At 68.2% G+C, this 25384-nt stretch carries 23 protein-coding genes; 8 read left to right on the forward strand and 15 right to left on the reverse strand.

Translation table 11 applies throughout. The annotated features are described in order from the left end of the window. Positions 1–138: 138 nt before the first annotated feature. Entirely contained in the window at positions 139–1107 is a 969-nt protein-coding gene (locus tag FO044_RS04505) for a mechanosensitive ion channel family protein (RefSeq protein ID WP_132993912.1), read from the forward strand. Between the two features lie 3 nt (positions 1108–1110). Here the strand turns inward: FO044_RS04505 and FO044_RS04510 are convergent, their stop codons facing one another. From FO044_RS04510 to FO044_RS04550, 9 genes are all read right to left on the reverse strand, one after another. After that, positions 1111–6573 (reverse strand): ATP-binding protein, encoded by a 5463-nt coding sequence (locus FO044_RS04510; RefSeq protein WP_143965358.1) that lies wholly within the window; start codon positions 6571–6573, stop codon positions 1111–1113. 162 nt (positions 6574–6735) lie between these two features. Further along, on the reverse strand, positions 6736–7098 hold the full coding sequence (locus FO044_RS04515; protein ID WP_132993910.1) for a hypothetical protein: 363 nt from the start codon (positions 7096–7098) through the stop codon (positions 6736–6738). 26 nt (positions 7099–7124) lie between these two features. Continuing rightward, entirely contained in the window at positions 7125–8912 is a 1788-nt protein-coding gene (locus FO044_RS04520; protein ID WP_132993909.1) for an acetyl/propionyl/methylcrotonyl-CoA carboxylase subunit alpha, read from the reverse strand. Positions 8913–9158: 246 nt separating this feature from the next. After that, the gene (locus FO044_RS04525) at positions 9159–10550 is read right to left on the reverse strand and encodes a condensation domain-containing protein (protein ID WP_132993908.1); all 1392 of its coding nucleotides are present in this window, start codon (positions 10548–10550) and stop codon (positions 9159–9161) included. Positions 10551–10565: 15 nt separating this feature from the next. Continuing rightward, the gene (locus FO044_RS04530; RefSeq protein ID WP_132993907.1) at positions 10566–10991 is read right to left on the reverse strand and encodes a SufE family protein; all 426 of its coding nucleotides are present in this window, start codon (positions 10989–10991) and stop codon (positions 10566–10568) included. Positions 10992–11002: 11 nt separating this feature from the next. Next, a complete protein-coding gene (locus FO044_RS04535; RefSeq protein WP_132993906.1) occupies positions 11003–11899 on the reverse strand; it encodes a sulfurtransferase in 897 nt (298 codons plus the stop codon). A gap of 162 nt (positions 11900–12061) precedes the next feature. Next, positions 12062–12718 (reverse strand): Maf family protein, encoded by a 657-nt coding sequence (locus FO044_RS04540; protein WP_235831518.1) that lies wholly within the window; start codon positions 12716–12718, stop codon positions 12062–12064. Further along, entirely contained in the window at positions 12715–12945 is a 231-nt protein-coding gene (locus FO044_RS04545; protein WP_235831517.1) for an acyl-CoA carboxylase epsilon subunit, read from the reverse strand. Before FO044_RS04545 ends, FO044_RS04540 begins: the two co-directional genes overlap by 4 nt. Positions 12946–13012: 67 nt before the next feature. Next, a complete protein-coding gene (locus FO044_RS04550; RefSeq protein ID WP_132993904.1) occupies positions 13013–14638 on the reverse strand; it encodes an acyl-CoA carboxylase subunit beta in 1626 nt (541 codons plus the stop codon). A gap of 112 nt (positions 14639–14750) precedes the next feature. Here FO044_RS04550 and FO044_RS04555 point away from each other — a divergent pair, with 112 nt between their 5' ends. Beyond that, the gene (locus FO044_RS04555) at positions 14751–15611 is read left to right on the forward strand and encodes a biotin--[acetyl-CoA-carboxylase] ligase (protein WP_235831516.1); all 861 of its coding nucleotides are present in this window, start codon (positions 14751–14753) and stop codon (positions 15609–15611) included. 37 nt (positions 15612–15648) lie between these two features. Here the strand turns inward: FO044_RS04555 and FO044_RS04560 are convergent, their stop codons facing one another. After that, positions 15649–16248, reverse strand: coding sequence for a DUF6069 family protein (locus FO044_RS04560; RefSeq protein ID WP_132993902.1), 600 nt, complete (start codon positions 16246–16248; stop codon positions 15649–15651). 119 nt (positions 16249–16367) lie between these two features. Here FO044_RS04560 and FO044_RS04565 point away from each other — a divergent pair, with 119 nt between their 5' ends. The 3 genes from FO044_RS04565 to FO044_RS04575 are packed head-to-tail and all read left to right on the forward strand — an operon-like array spanning position 16368 to position 18958. Next, complete coding sequence (locus tag FO044_RS04565) at positions 16368–16901, forward strand: PH domain-containing protein (RefSeq protein WP_132993901.1); 534 nt, start codon at positions 16368–16370, stop codon at positions 16899–16901. Next, the gene (locus tag FO044_RS04570) at positions 16898–17590 is read left to right on the forward strand and encodes a response regulator transcription factor (protein WP_132993900.1); all 693 of its coding nucleotides are present in this window, start codon (positions 16898–16900) and stop codon (positions 17588–17590) included. Before FO044_RS04565 ends, FO044_RS04570 begins: the two co-directional genes overlap by 4 nt. Positions 17591–17599: 9 nt before the next feature. After that, on the forward strand, positions 17600–18958 hold the full coding sequence (locus tag FO044_RS04575; RefSeq protein WP_132993899.1) for a sensor histidine kinase: 1359 nt from the start codon (positions 17600–17602) through the stop codon (positions 18956–18958). Here the strand turns inward: FO044_RS04575 and FO044_RS04580 are convergent. After that, entirely contained in the window at positions 18930–19484 is a 555-nt protein-coding gene (locus FO044_RS04580; RefSeq protein WP_132993898.1) for a GtrA family protein, read from the reverse strand. The two genes, FO044_RS04575 and FO044_RS04580, sit on opposite strands and share 29 nt — an antisense overlap. Positions 19485–19573: 89 nt before the next feature. Here FO044_RS04580 and FO044_RS04585 point away from each other — a divergent pair, with 89 nt between their 5' ends. Both FO044_RS04585 and purE read left to right on the forward strand, forming a co-directional pair. Beyond that, complete coding sequence (locus FO044_RS04585) at positions 19574–20827, forward strand: 5-(carboxyamino)imidazole ribonucleotide synthase (protein WP_268896125.1); 1254 nt, start codon at positions 19574–19576, stop codon at positions 20825–20827. Positions 20828–21097: 270 nt separating this feature from the next. Next, positions 21098–21610, forward strand: a complete 513-nt coding sequence (gene purE, locus FO044_RS04590) for a 5-(carboxyamino)imidazole ribonucleotide mutase (protein ID WP_132993896.1) — start codon at positions 21098–21100, stop codon at positions 21608–21610. Between the two features lie 5 nt (positions 21611–21615). Here purE and FO044_RS04595 read toward each other — a convergent pair whose 3' ends face one another. Genes FO044_RS04595 through FO044_RS04610 form a run of 4 tightly spaced genes read right to left on the reverse strand, consistent with a single transcriptional unit; the run spans position 21616 to position 24554 of the window. After that, positions 21616–22626, reverse strand: coding sequence for a nitronate monooxygenase (locus FO044_RS04595; RefSeq protein WP_132993895.1), 1011 nt, complete (start codon positions 22624–22626; stop codon positions 21616–21618). Between the two features lie 34 nt (positions 22627–22660). Beyond that, positions 22661–23353, reverse strand: coding sequence for a GNAT family N-acetyltransferase (locus FO044_RS04600; protein ID WP_132993894.1), 693 nt, complete (start codon positions 23351–23353; stop codon positions 22661–22663). After that, on the reverse strand, positions 23350–24180 hold the full coding sequence (locus FO044_RS04605) for a dienelactone hydrolase family protein (RefSeq protein WP_132993893.1): 831 nt from the start codon (positions 24178–24180) through the stop codon (positions 23350–23352). The genes FO044_RS04600 and FO044_RS04605 overlap by 4 nt, the downstream gene beginning before the upstream one ends. Continuing rightward, positions 24177–24554 (reverse strand): nitroreductase family deazaflavin-dependent oxidoreductase, encoded by a 378-nt coding sequence (locus FO044_RS04610; protein WP_132993892.1) that lies wholly within the window; start codon positions 24552–24554, stop codon positions 24177–24179. Before FO044_RS04610 ends, FO044_RS04605 begins: the two co-directional genes overlap by 4 nt. A gap of 44 nt (positions 24555–24598) precedes the next feature. Here FO044_RS04610 and FO044_RS04615 point away from each other — a divergent pair, with 44 nt between their 5' ends. After that, positions 24599–25330 carry a TetR/AcrR family transcriptional regulator gene (locus FO044_RS04615; RefSeq protein ID WP_132993891.1) on the forward strand — a complete coding sequence of 244 codons (732 nt, stop codon included), beginning with the start codon at positions 24599–24601 and terminating at the stop codon, positions 25328–25330. Positions 25331–25384 lie beyond the last annotated feature (54 nt).

Genomic DNA, 25384 nt, shown 5'->3' on the forward strand with positions numbered 1-25384 from the left:
CCACGGAGAACGGCGAAGCGGGCGCGGCGTGCTCGCCCTCGCCAGGAGAGAAGAGAGGGGACCAGCGGAAGAGCGCAGGTGGAGACCTGAGAGCCGGACGGTCGCGATGCTCAGACTCGATCCGTACGGTGGGACGACATGACGCTTCACACCCTTGCCTTCGAATGGACTGACACCAACCGGCAGTGGTTGATCGAGACTCCGATCAGGATCGCGTGCTACATCGTCGCTGCATTCGTGATCCGTTGGCTGCTGTTCCGGCTGATCGACCGCGCGACCAAGCGGCGCCGGTCCGCCGATAAGAACATCGGTGCGATGGAGTCGGAGGCGCCGCCGAACGACAACGACATGTCGCGCGCCGTCCGCGCCCTCCGGGAACGTGCGGCGAAGAACCGTCGAGGTCCGTCAGCGAGCGTGCGCCGGGCCAAGCGGGCGCAGACCATCGGCTCGGTCCTCAAGTCGACCGTCTCCGTGGTGGTCCTCGTGTGGTTGGTGCTGTCCATTCTGGCGGCACTGCACGTCAACATCGCGCCGTTCATCGCGTCGGCGGGCATCATCGGTCTCGCCGTCGGTTTCGGTGCGCAGCACCTCGTCGCGGACTTCGTGTCCGGCGTCTTCATGATGATGGAGGACCAGTACGGCGTCGGCGACATCGCCGACTTCGGCGAGGTGATCGGCGAGATCGAGTCCGTCGGCCTGCGCATCACCACGGTCCGCGACATCGACGGCACCCTCTGGTACATCCGCAACGGCGAGATCCAGCGTGTCGGCAATATGAATCAGGACTTCGCCGTCGCCCGGGTGGAGGTGCCCGTATCGCTGGACGCCGATCTCGACCGCGCGCAGACCGTCGCCCTGAGCTCCGCGCTGCGGGCGGCGAAGGACGATGCCGTCGCGTCGGACGTCCTCGACGATCCGGTGATGCTCGGCGTCAGCGAGCTCACCGCCACCCACGCCAGTCTGCGGGTGACGGTGACCACCGCGCCGAGCGCCCAATGGGGCGTGCAACGGTACCTGCGCGGCCGGATCCTCCAGGACTTCGAGAAGGAGGGCATCCGGATGCCGATGCAGGCGTGGACCGAGGGGATGACTCAGCAGAGCAGCTGACGGTCAGTCGCGCGTGCGGCCGATCGCCTCGATGATGCGGGGACGGAGCTCGGCCGCACGGATCACCGCGTCCACCGACCCGACCTCCACCGCACGGTGGATGTCGTGGACACCGTCGAACTCGGCCGCCATCGCGGAGATCTTCTCCGCACGCACCGACGTCCGCAGCTCGTCGAGTTCGGCTGCCAGGGTCGCGCGGTCGGTGCCCGACGCGTCGGCCGCCCGCTTCGAGAGGGTCTCGACGCGCGGATCCTTCGCCGTGCGCATCCCGACCTCACCGGCGAACACCACGGCGGCGGCGGGGGCGCCGCCGAGAACCGAGGCGAACGAGCCGTCGATGGCCAGCACAGTCATCTTCGGGTTAAGCGCCTTCGAGAACACGACGAACGCGCCGCCGTGGTACCGGGAGATCACGCAGAAGACGATCGGTCCGTCGAAGTTGACGATGGCCCGGCCGATCTCCGCGCCGTACTCGAGCTGCACCTTCCGCATCGACTCCGGCGATCCGTCGAAGCCCGACAGGTTCGCGAGGACCACGAGCGGACGGTTCCCGCTGGCGGAGTTGATGGCGCGTGCCGCCTTCTTCGACGACTGCGGGAACAACGTGCCCGCGGTGAACGTGTCGGGCCCGTCGGTCGGCGTGAATCCGCGGCGGCTGACCGGCTTGGACTCGATGCCGAGCAGACATACCGGTGAACCGCCCAGGTGCACGTCCTGCACGACGACGGTGTCGGCGTCGGCCATGCCGGCCCAGCGCTCGAGGGTCGGCAGATCCTGGTCGGAGAGCGCCCGCATCACCGTGCGGATGTCGAACGCCTTCTTCCGGTCCGGGTTGGCAGTCGGGGAGAAGATGTCGCCGACCGTGGTGAAGTCGCTGTCGGGAATCTGGTGCGGGTAGTCCGAGACGTCCCGGTCGATCGGGTCGTTCGACGGCGATGGGCGCGGGGTCGTCTCACCCGGAACCACGTACGTGTGGTCGTAGTGCGACATCAGGACGTCGCGCGCCGACGTCAGATTCGGCGCCCAGTACTGTGCCTGGCCGTTGGGGCCCATGACGCGGTCGTAGCCGCCGATGCCGAAGTTGTCCTCGGCCGACACGCCGCCGGAGAAGTCGAGGGACTGCTTGCCGGTCAGCACCATCGCCGAATCCGGTGTCATCACCAGGATGCCCTTGGTGTGCATGAGCATCGTCGCCTCGGCGTTCCAGTACGGTTGCGCGCCGACGTTGATGCCTGCGACGACCACGTTGATCTCACCGCCGGCCTGGGTGAACTCGACGATCCGCTTGAGCGCCGCCGCAACCCAGTCCATGTTCTCGGTGCCCGACGTCATCGAGATGCGCGCACCGGAGGAGAGGGCGTACCACTCCAGGGGCGCCTGCATCGTCTCGGCGAGGTTCAGCGCGGCGATCACGCGACTGCACTCGGGTTCGGAGAGGGCGCCGAGGGACTTCGTCGGATCACCGAGCAGGACCACACGTGTGACGCCGTCCGGATGCTTCGGGGTCTGCGTCGTCACGACGCCTGCCACGATGCCCGCCGAGTTCTGGCCCTTGGGCCGCTCGACGGGGACCAGAACGTCGCCGTCCAGGTCGTACTCGGTGAACTCGCCGAGCATGCCGGTCAGGTCGTACGGGTAGACGGTGCCGCGGCCGGCTGCCTTGAGCACCTTCTGGCGGTACTCGTCGAGGGGCTCGACCGGCTCGTCCGACAGATCGCCCAGATCCACGATCGGCTCGCCCGTCGGGCCGAAGGTGACACGCACCTCGACCTTCGACAACTCGCGGGTCTTCTTGTCCCGCAACCGTGCGATCAGCTGGATCTCCTCCAGCCCGGCGCCCGCGACCGAGGTGGTCTCGATGATGTGCGAGACGATCCGCTTGACCGCGTTCGGCGAGACGTCGATCGGCGGCCAGATGTACATGACGATCCGGTTGGTGTTGAACCGGTTGCGCGATGGGCGCATCGACTGCGCACGTCGGATGGCGTCGACGCAGGTGCCCGCCGCGATCTCGGCGGTGGGCAGCGTCAGCAGCCGACCGTCCTCCTCGACGGCCGTCAGGTCGCGGATCTGCGCGAACGCGATCAGGCGATCGTCTGCCGGGTTGGTCTTCGCGACCGCCCGGAACAGGTACACCTCGTCGTCGTCGGACGAGGGGAGACGTGTGAGGTCGAACTTGCGCAGCCGCTCCATGCGCATGCGGCGCGCGATGTGCGGATGCAGGCCGCGGATCAGCCGGTCCTCGCTCATCCCGGTGGCGGACGGGCGGAACGTGAAGTGGTGGTGCATGGTGTCCGTGCCACGTCCGGCCACGGTCGCGGTGATCCGGTGCACCTGATCGGGCAGGACGCGGGCGCTGATCACCTCGTGCAGGGCGGCGGCCAGACCACCGAAGTCCTCCGGCTGGTTCTCCCACCGCACGTAGATGTCGGCGTCGATCGACGCCGTCTTCTTAGCCAGCTGAGTCAGACCGGCGAGCGCGGTGCTCAGGTTCTCGAAGCTGGTCGCGACCGAGGCGAGCGATGAGCCGCTGCGCTCGGCGACGACGAAGGTGCAGCCACCGTCGCGGTGCGATTCGAGTCCGGTGAGTCCCTTGTTGCCGTAGTAGCGGCGGGTGAGGACCTCGAGCATCACGGCGTCGTCGAGCTCGTCGTTCTCCAGACGCTCGCTGAGCAGGCTGACCAGCGGTTCGGTGCTGCGCACCATGTCGGTGACGCGCTGGTCGCGGTCGGCGGCGTCGGGGTTGGCGTCGAGGTACGAGAGGTTCTCCCGGACCCGGGCGTAGACGATCTCGCGGTTGCGGCGCAGACGCGGCTGTCCGTACCAGTTGTAGAGGACGCCCCGGGCCAGGTCGGCGATGACGGGGAAGCGTGCCTGCGTCACCGTGATGAGGTGCTCCACCGCGACACCCGCCGTCTCGTGGAGCTCCTCGTCGGGGGCGGGGTCCGACAACCACTGACGCAGCAACGCGTTCACCACCGGTTCGGTGGTCGTCGCCCGCCCGAGCGCGAGGAAGATGCGGAACACCGCACCTTCGAGATCCGGTGTCCGGTCCAGCTCCTCGATTCCGTAATGCGAGAGCGCTGCGGCGAGCTTGCTCTGGAAACGGTCGGGCACGCCCGCCACGTCGACGTCGAGACTCTGCAGGTACGTGTGGAAGTTCTCGCGCGCGCTGTGCAGGTGCGCGCCCTCCTCCTCGAAGTCCTCGGGAGGACGGCGCTCGCTCAGTGCTGCGAGGTCAGCGAAGACGGTGACCAGGTCGATCTCCTGAGCGAGTGCACGATGTCCGGAGTCCAGCGCCTGCTCGCGGGCGGTCAGATACTCCTCGAGCGGGCGGCCGCTGTCGTACGGGTCGGCGTCGAATCCGAGTAGCAGGCTCTGCAGATCGTCGAGGCCGCGGGCGAGGGTCGTCTCGGTATCGGCGGGCACATCGGTCTGCGGGAGGTCGAGAACCGCGGTGGTCGCGGTGGCGCCCTGGCTCGCGTCCTCGTCCTCGAGCGGTTCCAGACGGAGGAGCGGCACGCCGGTCTCGACCTGCGCACCGACGGAGACGACGCATTCTTTGAGACGGGCCTTGAACGGCGCGCGCAGAACGGTCTCCATCTTCATGCTCTCGAGCACCAGGACCGGGTCGCCGGCCTCCACCTCGTCGCCGACCTCGAGGGGCGTCGCGATGACCAGAGCCGGGGCGGGGGAGCGGACCACGCCGCCCTCGTCACGGCTCACCCGGTGCGTCACACCGTCGACGTCGACGAGGTGGATCGGACCGTGGGTGTCGGTGAGCAAGCGGTGACGGGTCCCGTTGACGGTCACCTGTCCGGCATGCTCGTCGTAGCGTTCGAGTTCGACCTCGGCGACCCGGAAGTCGTCTCCCGCCTCGACGCGAACCCGGAAGTGGTGAGCGCCGATCCGGATGATGCGGACCCGGTACGTCGCACCGCGGAGCTTGAAGTCGATCGGACGGCCGCTCTCGTGGTGGACCTGGGGCCGTCCGCCGGCCGCAGTGACGAGGAGACGATCGAGTTCGGCCTGCTCCTCCTCCTCGTACGCGTCGATGGCGGCAGCGGCCAGCGCGACGGTCGAATGCTGGTGGGAGACCAGGCGGCCTTCGTCGCGCACACGGTCGATCCAGCCGGTATCCGCGGAGGCGTCGATCACCTCGGGCTGGCGGAGTAGTTCCAGAACGAAGCTCTTGTTGGTGGAACCGCCTTCGATGATGACGCCGGTTCGCGACATCGCGCGCCGCAGGCGTCCGAGGGCCTCGTTGCGATCACGGCCGTAGGCGATGATCTTGGCGATCATCGAGTCGAAGTCGGCGGGGATCGTGTCGCCCTCGCTCACCCCGGTGTCGACGCGGATACCCGGCCCGGTGGGCAGGTCGAGGCGTGCGATGCGACCGGGAGCCGGCGCGAAGTCGCGATCCGGGTCCTCGGCGTTGAGGCGGGCTTCGATGGCGTGACCGCGTTCGACGGGCTTGGGGCCCTCCAGCTTCCCGCCGGAGGCGACGTGCAGCTGCGCCCGCACCAGGTCGAAGCTGTTCGTGAGCTCGGTGATCGGATGCTCCACCTGCAGCCGGGTGTTGACCTCCAGGAATGCGAACAGCTTCTCGCCGGGGTGGTACAGGAACTCGACCGTGGCGGCGCCGCGGTAGCCGACGGCATTGGCCAATCGCTCGGCGGAGGTCTTGACCTCCTCTGTCTGCTCCTCGGAGAGCACCGGCGACGCCGACTCCTCGATGACCTTCTGGTTGCGTCGCTGCACCGAGCAGTCGCGGACGCCGAGCGCCCACGCGGTGCCCTGTCCGTCGGCGATGACCTGCACCTCGACGTGCCGCGCGCCGGTGACCAGCCGTTCGAGGAAGACGACGCCGCTGCCGAAGGCCCGCTCGGCCTCCTCACGGGTGCGCTGGTAGGCGTCGACGAGGTCGGCGTCGTCGGTCACCTTGCGGATGCCGCGTCCGCCGCCGCCCGCGGTGGCCTTGAGCATCAGCGGGTAACCGATGTTCGCGGCGGCCTCCTTGGCGGACTCGACGTCCTCGACGGGTCCGCGGCTCCACGGCGCCACCGGAACACCGACCTCCTCGGCGATCAGCTTGGAACCGATCTTGTCGCCGAGCTTGCGCATCGCCGCACCCGACGGCCCGATGAAGGTGACGCCGATGCGGTCGCACATCTCCGCGAACGCCGGGTCCTCGGCGACGAATCCCCAGCCGACCCATGCGGCGTCGGCGCCGGACTCCAGCAGCGCGCGCTCGAGCAGAGCCAGGTCGAGATAGGGGCGGGCCGACGCCGGGCCGAGATCGTAGGCGATGTCCGCTTCCCGGACGTATGTAGCCGTCTGGTCGACATCGGTGTGCAGTGCGACGACCTCGACGTTCTGTCCGGTCTCCGCGTTCAGATCGCGTACGGCGTTGATGAGGCGCATACCGGCCTCGCCTCGGTTGACGATCGCGATGCGTTGGAACACGCAGAACTCCTTGCTTTCTTCAGGCTGTCGGGAGAGTGACTGTTGTTATTGTTCCGTGTCCTGTGTGGTCATTACCACGGAATCAGGTGTGACAAGAATCCCGTACTCGCTGGTAGCGGCCCGCGAACCGGAAAAAAGGGCTGACGGCTCATCGAATCGACATCAGGGGAGGGCGTTGGCAAGCGGTGCGGTCTCGAGCCCGAGCGCGCCTGCGGCGAAGCGTGAGACCGGTCCGGCCCCCGCTTCGAGAGCCGCGGCGTATCCGTCCCGTGCGGTGCCGCACAGCTCGCCGGACTCGGGGCCGGTCTGCTGCACACCGATCAGCGCCACCGTCTCGCCGGTCGTCGGAATGCACACCGCCCAGATGAACAGCGACTCGTCCGCCCAGCCGGCTTCGGCGCGCGCCACGTACCCGGCCGCGTCCGCTACGCCGAGGAGTGCCAGGGCCGGAACGTCGGAGAGCCGGTCGTCATCACGCAGAGAGCGTAGATACCACGCGCCCGCATTGATCTCGACCGGCTCCACCGAACGTCGTTCCTGCGAGTCGATGACTACTTGATCTCGAGGAGGACGGTGCCCTGCGTGACCGCAGCTCCCGCCTCGACCGAAAGACCGGTGACTGTGCCGTCCTTGTGCGCGGTGACCGGGTTCTCCATCTTCATGGCCTCCAGGACCACGATGAGATCACCCGCGGCGACGGTGTCGCCCTCGCTCACCGAGACCTTCACGACGGTGCCCTGCATGGGGGCCGTCACCGCGTCGCCGGAGGCGGCGACGCCGCCCTTCTTCCGGGTACGCGGCTTCGGCTTGCGGCGGATGGCGCCACCGTTGGCACCGCCGCCGCCCAGGTTCAGATCGCCCGGCAGCGAGACCTCGACGCGTCGGCCGCCGACCTCGACGACCACGTTCTGACGGGGTGCTGTGTCGTCCTCCTCGATCGGCTCACCTGCGGTGTACGGCTCGATCGGGTTGTCCCAGTCGGTCTCGATCCACTTGGTGTAGATGTCGAACTTCTCGCCGTCACCGATGAAGGCGCGGTTGGAGACGATGTGGCGGTGGAACGGGAGGACCGTGGCCAGCCCCTCCACCTCGAACTCGGCGAGAGCGCGGCGCGACCGTTCGAGTGCCTGGTCGCGATCCTCACCCGTGACGATCAGCTTGGCGAGCATCGAATCGAACTGGCCGCCGATGACGTCACCCTGCACCACGCCGGAGTCGACGCGCACGCCCGGGCCGGTCGGCTCCTTGTACACGCTGATCGGGCCGGGTGCCGGAAGGAATCCGCGTCCGGCGTCCTCGCCGTTGATGCGGAACTCGAACGAGTGACCGCGCGGCGTCGGGTCCTGCGTGACGGTGAGTTCCTTGCCCTCCGCGATGCGGAACTGCTGACGCACCAGGTCGATGCCCGCGGTCTCCTCGGTGACCGGGTGCTCCACCTGAAGTCGGGTGTTCACCTCGAGGAACGAGATCGTGTCGCCCTGGACCAGGTACTCGACGGTGCCCGCTCCGAAGTAGCCGGCCTCGCGGCAGATGGCCTTGGCCGACGAATGGATCTGGTCGCGCTGCGCGTCGGTCAGGAACGGTGCGGGAGCTTCCTCGACGAGCTTCTGAAAGCGACGCTGCAGCGAGCAGTCGCGGGTGCCCGCGACGACGACGTTGCCGTGCTGGTCGGCGATGACCTGGGCCTCCACGTGACGGGCCTTGTCGAGGTACTGCTCGACGAAGCACTCGCCGCGACCGAACGCGGCGACGGCTTCGCGGGTCGCCGACTCGAACAGCTCGGGGATCTCCTCGACGGTGTGCGCGACCTTCATGCCGCGGCCGCCGCCACCGAACGCCGCCTTGATGGCGACCGGGACGCCGTACTCCTTGGCGAACGCCACGACCTCGTCGGCGCCGCCGACCGGGTCCTTGGTGCCCGCTGCCATCGGCGCCTTGGCGCGCTCGGCGATGTGTCGTGCGGTGACCTTGTCGCCGAGGTCGCGGATCGACTGCGGGGACGGACCGATCCAGGTGAGGCCGGCGTCGAGGACGGCCTGCGCGAACTCGGAGTTCTCCGAGAGGAATCCGTAGCCGGGGTGAATCGCGTCGGCGCCCGAGCGCGTTGCCGCGTCGAGCAGCTTGTCGAACACCAGGTACGACTCGGCCGAGGTCTGGCCTCCCAGAGCGAACGCCTCGTCGGCCAGGCGCACGAACTGCGCGTCGGCGTCGGGCTCGGCGTAGACGGCGACACTCGTGATGCCTGCGTCCTTGGCGGCGCGGATGACGCGGACCGCGATCTCACCGCGGTTCGCGATCAGAACCTTCTTGATGGTCGTCTGTGTGATCGAACTTGACACTGGCTCTCCTGTGGCGGGCCCACGCGTGCGGGCCGTCGTCGTGACGGACGGTGGCACCCGGTCGGGGGCGGCCCGGTCAGGGCAGCCGCCCACCGGGGCGCCGGGGGCTGTTGCGTCGCGCGGGATGACTCCACGTGTGGCGCTCAACACGGTGCCCGGGAGTCGGCCACCGTGAATTCCGGGATTCAGCGTATCCCACCGAGCAATCGCTCGGTAGAAGCCGTACCCGAAATCCGAGAACTCGTTCTACATGGCCGCCGACGTACTTGCGAGTAGCCCGGCGAAGTCGTCGAGGAACTTCAGGACCGGGCCGGGCTGCTCCGCCGGATAACGCGAGTGCATACGCAGGCCGGACGTGGTCCGATTGACCCAGATGTACACCTCGTCGCCGGAGTACGAGTGGCTCCGCAGCACCCGGGCTCCGCCGTCGTCAGCGGACGCCGACGACGGCGTGCCGCGCGCGTCCATGTACGAGACCACGAAACGCGGTGCCGGCGTGTGGCCGAGAAGCTCGGCGACCCGTAGGAACGGCAGCCGTGCGCCGTGCCGTCCCGTCACGAGACCTTCGGCGGCACGTTGGACGGCGGTGTCGAAGTCGGGGTCGTCCCGGACGTCGACCACGACCGGCGCCAGCCCGACGAACCAGCCGAGCGCGTGCTCCCATGCGGGATCGGTCCGGGTGTGCCGCGGCATCACGCACGCGAACTCGGATTCCGGTGCCGCGGAACGATACGCCAACGCCAGGGCGGCCAGCACCGCGGAGACGATGTTGCCGCCGGCGGTCGCGGATGCGACGTCGAGGGCTGCGGTCTGCGCGGCGTCGAGCAGACGCCCGCTGTGTGAGGACTGCGGCGGATGCTCCACGTCGAACGGGTCGTCGGAGTCGTCGGCCGGCGGAACCAAGGGGACGAAACGCGGGACGTCGCCGTGCTCGGCCAGGAACTCCCGCCACGTCTGCACGGCTCGATGCGACGCGTCGGCGGTGTCGGCGCGGGTGCGCTCCGCCGCGCTGAAGTCGATGTAACTGCCGGTCGGCGGAAGGTCGTGAGGACGCCGGTCGCGCGCCGAGCGATACAACTCGGTCAGTTCGTACTGCGCGGTGACCAGCGAGTACCCGTCGACGAGTGAATGGTCCGCCGCGAACAGCAGGGTGAAGCTCGTGCGGCGGGCCACGGTGGCGAACCGGTACGCGGGCCAGTGCAGGGGAGCGGTGGCCCGGTCGAACGATCCCGCCACCTGCTCCAGGAGCAGGTCGATGTCCGAATACCACCCGATCCGGCTCATCTTGAGACGCACGGTGCCCGGCTGAGTGCTGTAGCGCTCGGTGCGATCGTGTTTCAGAACGACGTGCGTCCGGAGCACCTCGTGACGGTTGATCCAGCCCAGCATCGCGGTGCGGAGCGAGGGCACCGACAGCGGTTCGTCGAAATCGATGGACAACCCGAGCCAAGATTCGCGACCGCCCTCGCGCCGGGTGCGGGCCCGGTGCTCGAAGGCGGCACGCAGGTGCTGCTCGTGGTTGTGCGAGGGCGAACGGCCGTCACGATGCCAGCTGCCGAGTCCGCCCTCGACTCTCGGAACCCATTCGACGAGGCGCCCCGGCTCCACCGGGGCGTCGAGGACCTGGAGGAACTCCATCCGACGTCAGTCGCCTCAGCCGCCCGTCTGCTCGACGACCTGCCGTTTGATGCGTGCCAGCATCCCGGCCATGCCGCGCAGACGCAGCGGGCTGATCACCGAGGCGAGCCCGAGGTCGTGAAAGAAGTCCGGCGGCACCGTGCCGATCTGCTCAGCGGTCGCACCGTCGAGCCCCTGATGGAGGATCGATGCGAAGCCGCGGGTCGTCGGAGCCTCCGGTGGCGCACTGAAGTACAGGGCCACCGCGGCCGGATCCGATGCGTCGACCGACAGGAAGATCGGTGACTGGCATTCGGGGACCGGCTCCATCGCGTCCTCCTGCAACGAGTCGGGCAGTTGCGGGAGTTCGTCGGCGAACTCGAGGAGGAGTGTCGCCTTGTCCGGGTCGGCGAGCGCGGCGAAGTCGTCGACGATCTCGGCGAGCGCTGCGGGCAACGTCATGCGGGCCCCTCTTAGTTCTTGCCTGGCGCGGAGCCCGGCTCCTCGCCCTGCGCGATCGGCACGCGCACGGTGTTGCCCCACTCGGTCCAGGACCCGTCGTAGTTGCGGACGTTGCCGAACCCGAGGAGGTAGGTGAGCACGAACCAGGTGTGGCTCGACCGTTCGCCGATTCGGCAGTACGCGATCGTGGGCGTCTTCGGGTCCAGGTCCGCGTAGATCTCCTCGAGTTCGGGGCGTGTGCGGAAACGTGAGTCCGGTGCGGCCGCCTTCGCCCACGGGATGGACACCGCGGTCGGGATGTGGCCGCCCCGCAGAGCGCCCTCCTCCGGGTAATCGGGCATGTGGGTGCGCTCGCCCGTGTACTCCTGCGGTGACCGGACGTCGACGAGCGGCGTGGTGCCGAGCGAGTCGAGGACCTGAGACGCGAACGCGCGGATCGCGGAGTCGTCGCGTTCGACGACCGGGTAGTCGGTGGCCGGGTACACAGGCACCTCGAAGGAGGTCTCCCGCTGCTCATCCATCCAGGCATCACGTCCGCCGTCGAGCAGCCGGACGTCCTCGTGGCCGAACAGAGTGAACACCCACATCGCGTAGGCGGCCCACCAGTTGTTCTTGTCGCCGTAGACGACGATCGTGTCGTCGCGCGCGATGCCCTTGTCGCTCATCAGCTTCGCGAACTGCTCACCGTCGATGTAATCGCGAGTCACCGGATCGTTGAGGTGCAGGTGCCAGTCGATCTTCTGCGACGTCGGGATGTGGCCGATGTCGTACAGCAGCACATCCTCGTCGGACTCGACGATCTTCAGTCCGGGAGCGCCCAGGTGAGCGGACAGCCATTCGGTGCTGACGAGGCGTTCCGGATGAGCGAACGCGGTGAAGGCCGGATTCGAATCGAATTCCACTGGCATGCGTGTGTCTCCCCAATTCGTGGTGCCCCGATTCCCGAGGCGCGGCGGCCGAAGCCGACTGTCGTTCTTCAGCATACGGTCGCGCGATCGACAGGGTCGGGACGGTGGGGGTCGGACGAGGCTGCGCCGTGACCGGAAGCCCTCTGCGAGACGCGAACCAGATCAGGCTCGCCAGAGATCGGCGATGTCGACGTCCAGGTCGGTCAGCAGACGCCGCGTGAGCGGAAGGCTGATGCCGATGACCGACGACGGGTCGCCGTCGATGCCGTCGAGCAGCCAGCCGCCCAGTCCGTCCAGCGTGAACGCCCCGGCCACCTTCAACGGCTCGCCGGTGGCCACGTACCGCTCGATGAGCGTGTCGGAGACGTCCGAGAACCGCACCGACGTCGACTGGTGCCCGGTTGCCGCGTCGGCCTCGCCGCGGTGCAGTCGCGTCACGCAATGTCCGGTGATCAGGTGGCCGGTGCTGCCGCGCATCCGGTGCCACTGCTCGATCGCGACCTCGGGGGAGTGCGGCTTCCCGGACAGCCTGCCGTCGAGCAGCAGCATCGAATCGCAGGTGAGCACCACTCCATCGGTGCGCGCGGCGTCGAACAACGGATCGTCGCCGCCACGGATCGTCTCGACGACGGCGTCCGCCTTCGCCTGGGCGAGCGCGGTGACGACGTGCTCGGGCGCTGCATCGGCGAGCCGATCGACTATCGCCTCCTCATCGACGTCGGAGACGAGGACCAGGGGATCGAGCCCCGCATCCCGCAGAACGCGCAGACGTGCCGGGGACGCCGAACCGAGCACGACCGTGATCGGTTCGGACGTCACCCGCGGTTGGTGAACGTGGTCGGCATGCCCCACTGCGGGCGGTGCATGTCGGTGGGCAGACCCCAGTCGTTGCGGACGACCGGTCCGAGCGGACCGGGATCCCCGCCGGCGGCCGCCAGCACGCTGACGAGAGCGGCGACCTCCTCATCGGACGGGTTGCCCGAGACGACGGTCAGGAACGGCTTCTCGGCCGGACCCGGAGCGGCGTCGTCGTTCGTGTCACTCACAGCGTTCTCGTTCACAGCGCCGTCCTCGTTCGCAGGGTCGTCCTCGTTCGCGGGTCGTCGCCGGCAGTCACAGCGGAATGTTTCCGTGCTTGCGCGGGGGCAGCTGCACCAGTTTGCGCTCGAGGAGACGCAGCGCGTTAGCGATCTGTCCGCGGGTGTGGCTGGGCGGAACGACCGCGTCCACGTATCCGCGCTCGGCGGCGACGTACGGATTGACGAGGGTGTCCTCGTACTCCTTCTGCAGCTCGAGACGGAGCGCGTCGACGTCCTCGCCGTTCGCCTCGGCCTCCTTGAGCTTGCCGCGGTAGACGAAGCCCACGGCACCCGAAGCGCCCATCACGGCGATCTGCGCGGTCGGCCACGCCAGGTTCACGTCCGCGCCCATGTGCTTGGAGCCCATCACGTCGTAAGCGCCGCCGTACGCCTTGCGGGTGATGACGGTGATCTTGCCGACGGTCGCCTCGCCGTAGGCGTACAGGAGCTTGGCGCCGCGACGGATGATGCCGTTGAACTCCTGCTCGGTGCCGGGCAGGAAGCCGGGCACATCGACAAGCGTGACGATCGGGACGTTGAAGGCGTCGCACGTGCGGACGAAGCGCGCGGCCTTCTCCGAGGCGTCGATGTCGAGGCAGCCGGCGAACTGAGTCGGCTGGTTCGCGACGATGCCGACGCTGCGGCCGTCCACCCGCCCGAAACCGATGATCACGTTCATCGCGCGCTCGGCCTGCACTTCGAGGAACTCGTCGTCGTCGAGGATGCGCCGGATGACCTCGTGCATGTCGTACGGCTGGTTGGGTGAATCCGGAATCAGGGCGTCGAGCTCGAGGTCCTCGGCCGTGAGGTTCTCCTCGATGCTGCCCGGCGCCTGGGTGGTGGACAGTCGGGGAGCCTCGGCGCGATTGTTGCTCGGCAGGTAGCCGAGGAGATCCTTGACGTACTCGAGTGCGTCCTCCTCGTCCTGCGCGACGTAGTGGGCGACGCCCGACTTCGTCATATGGGTGCTCGCGCCGCCGAGCTCCTCCATGGTCACGTTCTCGCCGGTGACGGTCTTGATGACGTCGGGTCCGGTGACGAACATCTGACTGGTCTTGTCGACCATCACGGTGAAGTCGGTCAGCGCGGGTGAGTAGACGTGCCCGCCCGCCGCGGCACCCATGATGAGCGAGATCTGCGGGATCACGCCCGACGCCTTCACGTTGCGGTGGAAGATCTCGCCGTACAGACCGAGGGAGACGACGCCCTCCTGGATGCGGGCGCCCGCACCCTCGTTGATGCCGATGAGCGGACGACCGGTCTTGATCGCCAGATCCATCACCTTGACGATCTTCTCGCCGTACACCTCACCGAGGCTGCCGCCGAACACGGTGACGTCCTGGCTGAACACGCAGACCTCGCGGCCCTCGACGGTGCCGTAACCGACCACCACGCCGTCGCCCATGGGGCGGCGCTCGGCGAGACCGAAATTGGTGCTGCGGTGGCGGGCCAGCGCGTCGAGTTCGACGAACGAACCCTCGTCGAGCAGGTGCGTGATGCGCTCGCGGGCGGTCAGCTTGCCCTTGTCGTGGATCTTCTCGACTGCGCCCTCACCGACCGGGTACTTGGCGTCGGCGAGACGGTTGTGCAGGTCAGCGAGCTTTCCGGCCGTGGTGTGGATATCGGGAGCAGCGCTGTCGTCGCGCGAAGCAGTCGTCATGACATTCGATGCTAACGAGGAACGTGTGACCCGCGTCAACCGCCTCGAATGTGAGAAATTCCTCACGTTCGGAAAATCGGGCGGATTTCGGCTGCCGACTAGGCTGTTCTCCGTGAGTCACGACGAGAATCGCGCCGTCCCGAATCCGGCTGCAGCCGCCCTGCCCGATGCGGACCGGTTGCGTGCCGCGCTGTCCGGGACACGGTGGACGCGCATCGAAGTGGTGCCGGAGACCGGTTCGACCAACGCCGACCTGATCGAGCGGGCAGATGCGGACGGGGGCACCGGGTCGGGCGGCACCGGGTCGGACGGGGTCGACGGCACGGTCCGGATCGCCGGGTTTCAGTCCTCCGGGCGCGGACGGCATTCCCGGGTGTGGCAGACGCCGCACGGACAGCTGGCAGTGTCGGCAGCCGTCGCGGTCGGCCCGGGCGACACGGAGCGGATCGGCTGGCTCTCGTTGCTGACCGGGCTCGCGGTTCGTGACGCCATCGCACAGGTGAGCGGCGTGCGCCCCGAGTTGAAATGGCCCAACGACGTGCTGGCGCCGAAGGGCGGAAAGCTGTCCGGCATCCTCGCCGAGTTCCGCCCGCTGCCTGCGGGTGGGGGAGTCGCGGTGATCGGCACCGGTATCAATCTCGACCTCGATTCGGTCGCGGACGGTGCCGAAGCGGCGTCGGTGCGCGGACTGGCGGGCACGGAGGTGGACTCGACGCAGCTCGCAGTCGCGTACCTGCGCGCGCTGTCGGAGCGGCTGGCGCACTGGCCTCACGATGTGGACGGGCTCGTCGCCGACTACCGCGCGGCGAGCGCGACCATCGGCCGCCGTGTGCGGCTGATCCTGCCGGGAGACGCCGAGGTGATCGGCGACGCCGTCGGCATCGACGAGCAGGGCGCCATCGTGGTGCAGGGGCCGGACGAACGCATCGTGGCATCGGCGGGCGACGTCACTCACCTGCGTCCGGTGGAGTAGCGGGCCCGAACTGGAGCATCCAGCCGGGAGGTCCCGGCTAGCGGCCCCCGGCGTCCTTCTTCCGGCTCGCCGAGCCCATCGTCGGGATCAGGGAGAAGACCGGCAGGCCGATCACCAGGTGCATGACGGCGGTGCCGATGCCGGTGGAGATCTCAGCGGACAGTGCGAGCGGCACCACGACGCTCGCGATGATCAGCAGACCGACTACCCAGCGGTAGAACTGGCCGGGTGCGGGCGTGCCGACCTGAAGCAGGTACCAGAGGGCCCCGCCGAGGAGAGCGACGACGAAGCCCACGAGCGCGAACCACAGCTCGTCCTGCGCGAGCGGATTCCAGATGCCGAGTTGCCCGGAGTCGTTCACCTTCTCGGTGATGATGCGGATGATCCAACCGACGAGCCACGCGGCGAGGCCGGTGACCACACCGGTCATCAGCACGCCGCCGCAGAACAGCAGTGGATCGATATCGGGGCCTCGGCGCGGCCGCTTGGCGGGCCGCTGATTCGACTGCGGCTCGTAGGCCTGCTGGTCCCGGTAGTCGCCGTACTGGGAGTAGTCGCCTGCCTGGCTGTACGCGCGCGTCGGCGGGTTCTGGTCCGGTCCGCGATAGCGGGGATCGCGCGGGTCGTAGTTGGTCATCGCTCCTGCCCTTCGGTTCGCATCTGGTGCCGTGTTCGCCGGAAGGTCCCGTCCCGGATCATCTCGCCGCACAGTGTACCGGCGGCGCGCGATCAGCAGCACGGTTAAGCTCTGTCGACATGGGTTATCCGCGTGAGAACCTCGCCCCCGGCGAACGAGTCGTCATCCATCGCCATCCGCACTGGAAGTGCCTGATCGCACCGGTGCTGATCTTCTGGGTGGTCACCGCGGTCTGCGGCGTCGCGCTCGGATTCATCCGGACATCCGATTCGCTGTCCGGGGCGTCCGGGTTGTGGCTCACCGTCGCAGTGGGCGTCATCTGGCTCGCGGCCACCGTGTACTGGCTGGGCCGGCCGCTGCTCGCCTGGTGGACGACGCATTTCGTGGTCACCGACCGTCGGGTCGTGTACCGCAGCGGCATCATCACCAGGTCGGGGATCGATATCCCGATCCGGCGCATCAACACGGTGGAGTTCCGGCACGGTCTGGTCGACCGGATCCTCCGGACCGGCACGCTGGTCATCGAATCCGCGTCCGACGATCCGCTCTCGTTCCGGGACATCCCCGATGTGGAGGCCGTCCACGCCCAGCTCTACCAGGAGCTTCTCGATGACGAAGACCTCGACGAGGAACCGAGGGGGCGACGCCGGTGACCGGGGCACGGAGCATCCTGCTCGCCGAGGACGACGCGGCCATCGCCGAGCCGTTGGCCCGAGCACTCGCCAGGGAGGGCCACGAGTGCGTCATCGCCGCGACCGGGCCGCAAGCTCTCGACGAGGCACTGACCGGTGCGTTCGGGCTGCTGATCCTCGATCTCGGGCTGCCCGGGATGGACGGTCTCGAGGTGTGCCGGCGCGTGCGTTCGGAAAGGCCGCAACTCGCTGTCCTCATGCTGACGGCACGCACCGACGAGGTCGACTTCGTGGTCGGTCTGGACGCGGGCGCCGACGACTACGTCGGCAAGCCGTTCCGGCTCGCGGAGCTGCTCGCCAGGGTCCGTGCACTCATGCGCCGCAGCAGTTCGGTCGACGAGGGAGACGATGTGCTCGATTACGGGGACATCGCGCTCGACGGGCGAGCGCGACGAGTGGTGGTCGACGGGGACGAGCTATCACTGGCCAACAGGGAGTTCGACCTGCTGCAGTTCCTGATGACACGTCCCGGACAGGCGCTGTCCCGTGACGAGATCATGACGCAGGTCTGGGGGTCGACCGACCTGCGGTCGTCGAAGACCCTCGACATGCACGTGTCGTGGATCCGCCGGAAGATCGGTGATGATCAGGACGGTCGGCCCAAGCACATCGTCACCGTGCGCGGTGTCGGATTCCGGTTCGACCCCTAGGCGGCACGCATGCGACGCCGGATCCTGCGAATGATGATCGCGACCCTGGTCGCGGTCGGCGTGCTGCTCGGCGTGCCGCTGACCGTGCTGTCCTGGCAGTGGATGTCGCAGGACGCACAGCAGAGTCTGGCGAAGAGTCTCAAGCGCATGTCCGAGTTCGTCATCGCCGAGGAGTCGGAGGGCCGACCCGTCGATCCGACGGCTCTCGACCTCGAGCAGTTCCGGCTGCTGGTGCCTGCCGGCGGCCGGCTCATGCTCGACGCCCGAGTGCCCACCGAGTCCGGAACGGTCCGGACGCTGCATCGGCAGATCGGCAGCGAAGTGGACAGCTCGATGATCTCCGAGTCGGTGAGTCTCGGAACGGACGCCGAACTGACACTGGAGGTGCCGTACGAATCGGTCCGGCCCCAGCAGTGGGCAGCGGCCGGTGTGCTGCTGGTGGTGATCGTCGCGTCCGTAGGCGGCGGCGCGGTCGTCGCCGTGGTCACCGCCAGACGCCTCACCGAACCGCTCACCGACGTGGCCGAGCGTGCAGCCGGGATGGCGCGTGGCGACTTCTCCGCACCCTGGCCCCGGTACGGGATCGCCGAACTCGACGAGGTGGCGGCCACACTGGCGGATGCGAACCGGGAGATCGCCTTGCGGCTCGAACGGGAGGGGGAGATCGTCGGCGACGTCTCGCATCAACTGCGCAGCCGGCTGACCGCCGTGCACCTGCGGCTCGACGAGCTCACCCTGCACGACGATCCGGCGGTCGTATCCGAGGCCGAGGCGGGTCTCGAGCAGGTCGACCGGCTGACCTCCGAACTCGACGAGCTCGTTGCGGCCTCCCGGGAGGACTCATCCGGTCGCGGAGTGGTCGACGCGGGGCAGGTCATCGACACCCTGATCGGCGATTTCGACCCGGCGTTCACCGCGGTGGGACGCGTGCTGCGTACCGATCGAGTGCCGTCGACGCGACTGATCGCCGGGAAGCCCGGCCGGCTTCGGGAGGCGCTCAGCGTTCTCATCGACAACTCGCTGCAACACGGCGACGGCACGACGACGGTCCGGATCACCGATCTTCCGGCAGCCGAGATGGTCCGGGTGACCGTGGCAGACGACGGGCCGGGGATCGCGGACGACATCGCCCTCGACGTGTTCCGGCGCGGATTCTCGGGCGGCAGCCGCAGCGGGGTGGGACTGTCGTTGTCGCGGGCGCTCATCGAGGCGGACGGCGGTCGCCTCGACCTCACGTCGCGACGGCCTGCGGTCTTCTCGATCGTCCTGCCCGTCGCCGGTGAGCATCGATCAGAAGACGATCAGATGGGGGAGGACTCCCACCCGCCGGGCCAGACGTTCACGCGTGGCCGAGTTCCTCATCGGTGAGTTCTTCGGGGGTGGGACGCACGTCGGTGGAACCGGGCCCTTCCGGGTCTTCCTCGGGAAAGGCGAAGCGGCGCAGCGCCCAGAACCGGAACCCCATGCCGATCAGGTTGCCGATGATGAAGGCGAGCACGAAGTCGAGGATCACCAGGTCCAGGCCCTCGAGATTCTCACGCATGTCGAACACGTTGTTGGCGGCCCACAGCGGTGCCGCGGTCAGGAGGACCGCGATGCCGCTGATCCCGAAGAACAGAAGCGCCTCATGGTGGCGTTCGCGCCCGCCGCGGTTCTTGAACGCCCACTCGCGGTTCAGGATGTAGCTGAGAATCGTGGCGATGACACCCGAGATGACCCTGGCGACCACCGGTTTGGGCTCCAGGACGGTGAAGATGAGGGAGTAGTAGATGACGGTGTCGACGACGAACGTCGTGCCGCCCACGATGGCGAACTTGATGAGCTCGTTGTGCTTGATGACGAGCCTGCGCACAGGCCCAGGCAGCATAGCCACCGCCTTGTCGATTGTCAGCACGGAAGTCGAGTGTACGTAACCTGACGACCGCAGACACATCGGCGGACGTCGATGCGGTGATTCGTGCGTGACATGACACCATTGACGGCGTGAGTTCGCAACCGCGCGGAGCAGGCGCAACACACTCGGAAACCGGCATGCCGACGGTCACCGTGATCGGCGGTGGGCAGCTGGCGCGCATGACGCATCAATCGGCGATCGCGTTGGGACAGTGCCTGCGTGTGCTCGCGGCGACCGATTCGGATCCGGCGGCCCAGGTGAGCGGGGACGTGGTGCTCGGTTCGCATGACGATCTCGACGCCCTTCGTCGTGCCGCAGAGGGATCGGTCGCGTTCACCTTCGATCACGAGGGAGTTCCACTCGACCACCTGCGCGTCCTGGAATCGGAAGGGGTGGCCGTCCGCCCGCCGTCGACGGCACTGCGCTACGCCCAGGACAAACTCGACATGCGGAACCGGCTGAGCGAACTCGGGCTCCCCGTTCCCGACTTCGCCGATCTCTCGGGCGACGTGTCGCAGGCCCGTGAGCGTCTCGTCGAGTTCGGTGCCCGGAACCGGTGGCAGATCGTCCTCAAAGCGGTTCGCGGCGGATACGACGGCCGTGGCGTCTGGCTGATCGACGACCAGTCGCAGGCGCTCGAGGTATTCGACGCGCAGTCGGGCGGGGACACCGTGCTGATGGCCGAGCAGAAGGTGCAGATGCGCCGTGAGCTGTCGGCGATGATTGCGCGGTCGCCGCACGGACAGGGTGCGGCATGGCCGGTCGTGGAGACCGTTCAGCGCAACGGGCAGTGCGCGGTGGTGCTGGCGCCCGCTCCTGATCTCGATCCCGATCTCGCGCAGCAGGCGCAGCAGATGGCTTTGCGGTTGGCCGACGAACTCGGTGTGGTCGGGGCGATGGCGATGGAGCTGTTCGAGACCGACGACGGGAAGCTCGTGGTGAACGAGCTCGCGATGCGACCGCACAACAGTGGTCACTGGACCATGGACGGCGCGGTCACCTCTCAGTTCGAGCAGCACTTGCGAGCGGTTCTCGACTACCCGCTCGGTGCCACTGCGGCTCGCGCGGACGTGGTCGTGATGGCGAACGTCCTCGGCGCGGAGCAGACACCCACGATGTCGGTCGACGAGCGTATGCATCACCTGTTCGCTCGCATGCCTGATGCCCGAATTCACATGTACGGCAAGGGAGAGCGGCCCGACCGAAAGGTGGGGCACGTCAACATCGTCGGTCGGCCGGGCGAGGACGTCGCGACTGTACGCGAGCGTGCCGAGCGCGCCGCGCACTGGATGTCCACCGCGGTCTGGACCGACGGATGGGATCCGCACTCCGCCGACGGCTGAGGGAACGAGCCGGGGAGGTGGACCGGCGAGTGGTGTGCGGTATCGATGCTGGTCATCGCTGACACTCCCGTCGATTCGCTGTTTCCATGACCATATCTGGAGGGTCTGACAAAGCACGTCAAACTCGAACGGGTGGACGAGTTGAGTATGGGGTCACCCGATCACCGACGGCGACTCACACTGAACAGTCAGTGCCGCACCGATTCCGTACCGCGAGGTAGCGTTGCACGAGATTCAGGCGCCACCCACACCGATCGGAGACCCCTACACATGACCGCACCCCAAGCTCCCCGCGTCGGCCTCATCATGGGCAGCGACTCGGACTGGCCGACGATGAAGGCGGCGGCCGAGGCCCTCGCCGAGTTCGGTGTGCCGTTCGAGGTGGGAGTGGTCTCCGCCCACCGGACCCCGCAGCGGATGCTCGATTACGCGAAAGGCGCTGCAGAACGCGGTATCTCGGTCATCATCGCGGGTGCGGGCGGTGCCGCGCATCTTCCGGGGATGGTGGCCGCAGCGACCCCGCTGCCGGTCATCGGCGTCCCTGTTCCGCTGAAGTACCTCGACGGGATGGACTCGCTGCTGTCGATCGTCCAGATGCCCGCGGGCGTCCCCGTCGCGACCGTGTCGATCGGCGGGGCACGGAACGCCGGACTGCTGGCCACCCGGATCCTGGGCGCGAGCGATCCGGCGATCCAGACGGCGATGTCGAAGTTCCAGGATGGACTCGAGGAGATGGTCCTGGAGAAGGACGAGCGTCTCCGTCGCTCGATCCTCGAGGACTGAGTCCGCTAGTCGACGAGATCGGCGACTACCTGTGACACCGGCGCTTCGCGAGCCGATCGGAAGCCCGCTCCCGCCCACAGGTTGATCACCTCGGGATCGTCGGCCGCAGCCTTGCGGATGCCGCCGGTCAGGGTGTTGACCTGCGGGTACGCGGCCGGTGCGTGGTCGGTGTTGTCTCGGATGAAGTCGTTCACCAGACCTCGTGCGAGGCGACCCGAATAGGCGCGGGTGGTCACGGTCTCGGTGAAGCGCGGATCGGCGAGCGCGTCGCGATGCGCTCGCTTCGTCCCGGCCTCCGGGCAGCGCAGCAGCAAGGTGCCGATCTGCGCACCGATTCCGCCGGCGTCGAGGATCGCCTGCACGTCGGAGGCGCCGCCCACACCACCCGCGCCGACCGTCGGCAGCCCGGTGGCGTCGATGACGGCACCGACCAGCGCCACCGTGTCGATCTCCGGGTCGGCGTCGGCGATGTGGAAGGTCGCCCGGTGCCCGCCCGCCGAGACTCCCTGAGCGCACAGCGAATCGACACCGAGATCCGCTGCCTGACGGGCCTCTTCGACGCTGGTGACCGTCGAGGACACGGAGATGTCGGCTGCATGCAGGCGGTCGATGACCGACCGCTCGGGGAGCCCGAAGGTGAACGAGACCACGGCGACGCGCTCGTCGATCAGAACGTCGATCTTCTCGCCGAACGAGTCGTCGGTGAACGCGACGGTCTCGGGCAGTGCGACGCCGAGCCGGTCGGCGAGGGGAGTCAGGCGATCCCGGTAGGCGGCGAACGCTGCGGCGTCGGGGTGAATCTCCTCGGGGACGAACACGTTGACGCCGAACGGTGCGCGGGTCCTGCCTCTGATGGCCGCGATCGCCTCGCGCAGGCGCTCTCCGGACAGATACCCGCCACCGTGGAAGCCGAACCCGCCGGCCTCCGAGACCGCTGCCGTCAGCTCCGGTGTGGAGGTGCCGCCCGCCATCGGGGCGCCGACGATCGGCACCTGGAGTTCGTCGAAGCTGTACACAGTGGTCTCCCGTCGCTCACCGCACGCGGATAGCTCACCGCACGCGAAGGATCTCCAGTCCCACGTTACTGCGGAGTTCGAAACCCAGTGCGCGGTACAGACTCTGCGCCGGGTTATCGGCCGTCGTGTGCAGGAACGGCGTGGATCCGTCGTCGATGATCAGCGCGGACACCGCGCGGATCAGGCGACTGGCCAGTCCGCGTCCGCGTGCGTCGGGATGCGTGCAGACGGCACTGATCTCGATCCAGCCGGGCAGATGCAGTCGTTGCCCGGCCATCGCGAGGAGCCGTCCAGTCCCGGGATCCCGGTAGCCGAGATACACGCCCAACTCGATGGTGCGCGGCAGGAACGGCCCGGGTTCGGTCAACTCGACCAGGGCCGTCATCTCCGGAACATCCGCGGGGCCGAGCCGGATCAGCTCGGGGTCGTGGGCCGCGACGACGGTGAGCCCGGTGTACTGCACGAGCTCGAACTCGGCGACCCGGGTGAACAGGTCTTCCGGCAGACGGCTCTGCCGGTCGCGCAGGGACGTGGTCCGGCCGGTTCCGGCGAGCTCGGCGAGGTCGGCGTAGTCCTGCGCAGTCATCTCCCGGGGATGTCCGAAGAACACCGAGACCTCCGGATCGAACGTCACTATCCGGCCGCGGCTGCGTGCGAAGCGAATCTGGGGACCGCACAGCGCGTTCGTGAACGGGTCGTCGAGCGGCGCCGGATCGGCAGAGCTCACGCCACTCCCAGCTTCTCCCGGAAGAACGCGATGATGTCGTCGAGCGCCTCCCGCGTCGGTTCTCCGGGAGCATCGACGAGGTGCTCGGTCACCACCGAATGCGGTGGCAGTGCACCCTCGCTGTTCGCCGTCTCGTCGGGCAGCTCGACGCCGATGAATGCGTCGCCGAGATGCTCGCGGAGGAAGTCGAAACGTCCCCCGGGCGACAGGACGTCCCCCTCGAAGCGGGCTCCCATGACCTGCAGGCCCTTAGCGCACCGGGTCTGGACGCGAGACAGGTCGTCGGGGGAGATGTCGATGGTCCGCCGTCTGCCGGGAGTGATGCCGAACGGCAGGGACGGCTGCGAGAGCACGGGAGCGAGCATCGTGTCGTCCACCGACATGGCGAGTGCGAACCCGCCGGTGAGACACATGCCGATGGCGCCGGTGCCCGGCCCACCGCATTCGGCGTGCGCCGATCGGGACAGCGCGCGGAGCCAGGACACCACCGGGGACGACCGGCCGGTCGCCAGCACAGTGAACTCGCGGCTCACGCAGACCTTGCCGAGTGCGCGGATCATCACGCCTCCTGCCCGGGCCGCATCCGTGATGCCGTTCGGGTTCGGGTCGGCTCCGTCGGTGCCGAACAGGGACGGCAGGAACACGGTGAACCCGGCGTCGGCAACCCGGCGGGCGAAGCCGGCCACCTTCGGGGTGATGCCGGGGATCTCGGCGATGACGATGACCGCGGGGCCGCTGCCGATCACGTAATGGCGGTGCGTGACGCCGTCATGGGCGAAGTCGCGGCGTTCGAAGCCTTCGAGCACGGAATCGGCCGCGGTGCTCATGCGCGATCCGTGACACGGCCGTACAGCACCGAGTCGGCCAGTTTGGCGGGCCAGCGGGCAGGTTTCACCACGTCCGGCGAATCGGACGGCACGATGCGGGCACCGGCGACGTGCAGCCGCTCGCCGGACCGGACGAGGGTGAATTCGCCTGCGGCGAGAACGTTCCGGACCCAATCGGCCTCGGTGCCGTAGTTGAGCACGATGGCGATCCGGTCGTCCTGCACGTACGCCAGGACTGGCGCCTCGTACCGTCGGTTCGACTTGCGCCCGATGTGCTCGACGATCGCCCACGGGGCGATCCGCCCGGCCCACAGGCCCTGGATCGGGTTGGTGATGAACTTGTTCGCATGTGCGACTACGCGGGGGATCCTCACCCTTTCAGCTTGCCTCATCCACGGATCGTTGGATACTGGCTGACATGAGTGCGGTCGACGTGTCGGGGAACGAGCTGGCGAACTCCGACCCCGGGGAGTTCCGCTTGCTGGTCATGGCCGAATCGATCCGGTTGTTCGCCGAGCGCGGCTACGAGGCGACTCCGGTCGAGGCGGTCGCGGCGGCGGCAGGCGTCTCGCGACGAACGCTGTTCCGTCAGTTCGGCTCGAAAGAGGACTTCATCTTCGCCGACCACGAGGCGCTGCTGGCGATCGTCGCCGACCGGCTCCTCGCGGACGAGGCGGCAGCGCAGGACCCGTGGCGGTCGGTGTGCGATGCGGCCGAACTGGTCTTCGACCACTTCGCAGCCCATCGCGATCTCGCGATGGGGCGGTATCGCGTGGTGTCGCAGGTGCCCGCCCTGCGCGACCGCGAACTCGTCACCACCTACCGGTATCAGCGGTTGTTCGAGGACTCGCTCCGCCGACGCCTGCCGCACGTGCCGCGGGTCCGCGTGGTCGCGTTCGCGGCCGCCGTGACCGGCGCCCACAATCACCTGCTGCGGCAGATGGTCCGCGGCGACGAGGAGGCGACCGCCGCGGTACTGAGCGACGAACTGCGCAGGCTCCGCGGGGCGGCGACCGCCGTGGAGCCGCAGAGCGATCTGTCGGAACCTCCGGCCTCGGCCGTCACCGTCGTCACGCATTCGGGGAACCTGACCGCAGATCAGGTGGCCGACATCGTGCGCGCGCGATTGACCCGGCACTCAGTGCCGTGATGAACTAAATAGGTACCCAACTGACGGCACTCGGTGTCATTCCGGGTGTCAGTA

The organism is Gordonia zhaorongruii (genome assembly GCF_007559005.1).
Classification (GTDB): domain Bacteria; phylum Actinomycetota; class Actinomycetes; order Mycobacteriales; family Mycobacteriaceae; genus Gordonia; species Gordonia zhaorongruii.

Excerpts from the sequence above, each read along its gene's own strand:
- FO044_RS04550 (WP_132993904.1), bottom strand. The coding sequence starts at position 14,638 with ATGACGACTGCTTCGCGCGACGACAGCGCTGCTCCCGATATCCACACC.
- FO044_RS04575 (WP_132993899.1), top strand. The coding sequence starts at position 17,600 with ATGCGACGCCGGATCCTGCGAATGATGATCGCGACCCTGGTCGCGGTC.
- FO044_RS04530 (WP_132993907.1), bottom strand. The coding sequence starts at position 10,991 with ATGACGTTGCCCGCAGCGCTCGCCGAGATCGTCGACGACTTCGCCGCG.
- FO044_RS04560 (WP_132993902.1), bottom strand. The coding sequence starts at position 16,248 with ATGACCAACTACGACCCGCGCGATCCCCGCTATCGCGGACCGGACCAG.
- FO044_RS04565 (WP_132993901.1), top strand. The coding sequence starts at position 16,368 with ATGGGTTATCCGCGTGAGAACCTCGCCCCCGGCGAACGAGTCGTCATC.
- FO044_RS04615 (WP_132993891.1), top strand. The coding sequence starts at position 24,599 with ATGAGTGCGGTCGACGTGTCGGGGAACGAGCTGGCGAACTCCGACCCC.
- purE (WP_132993896.1), top strand. The coding sequence starts at position 21,098 with ATGACCGCACCCCAAGCTCCCCGCGTCGGCCTCATCATGGGCAGCGAC.
- FO044_RS04535 (WP_132993906.1), bottom strand. The coding sequence starts at position 11,899 with ATGCCAGTGGAATTCGATTCGAATCCGGCCTTCACCGCGTTCGCTCAT.
- FO044_RS04525 (WP_132993908.1), bottom strand. The coding sequence starts at position 10,550 with ATGGAGTTCCTCCAGGTCCTCGACGCCCCGGTGGAGCCGGGGCGCCTC.
- FO044_RS04605 (WP_132993893.1), bottom strand. The coding sequence starts at position 24,180 with ATGAGCACCGCGGCCGATTCCGTGCTCGAAGGCTTCGAACGCCGCGAC.
- FO044_RS04505 (WP_132993912.1), top strand. The coding sequence starts at position 139 with ATGACGCTTCACACCCTTGCCTTCGAATGGACTGACACCAACCGGCAG.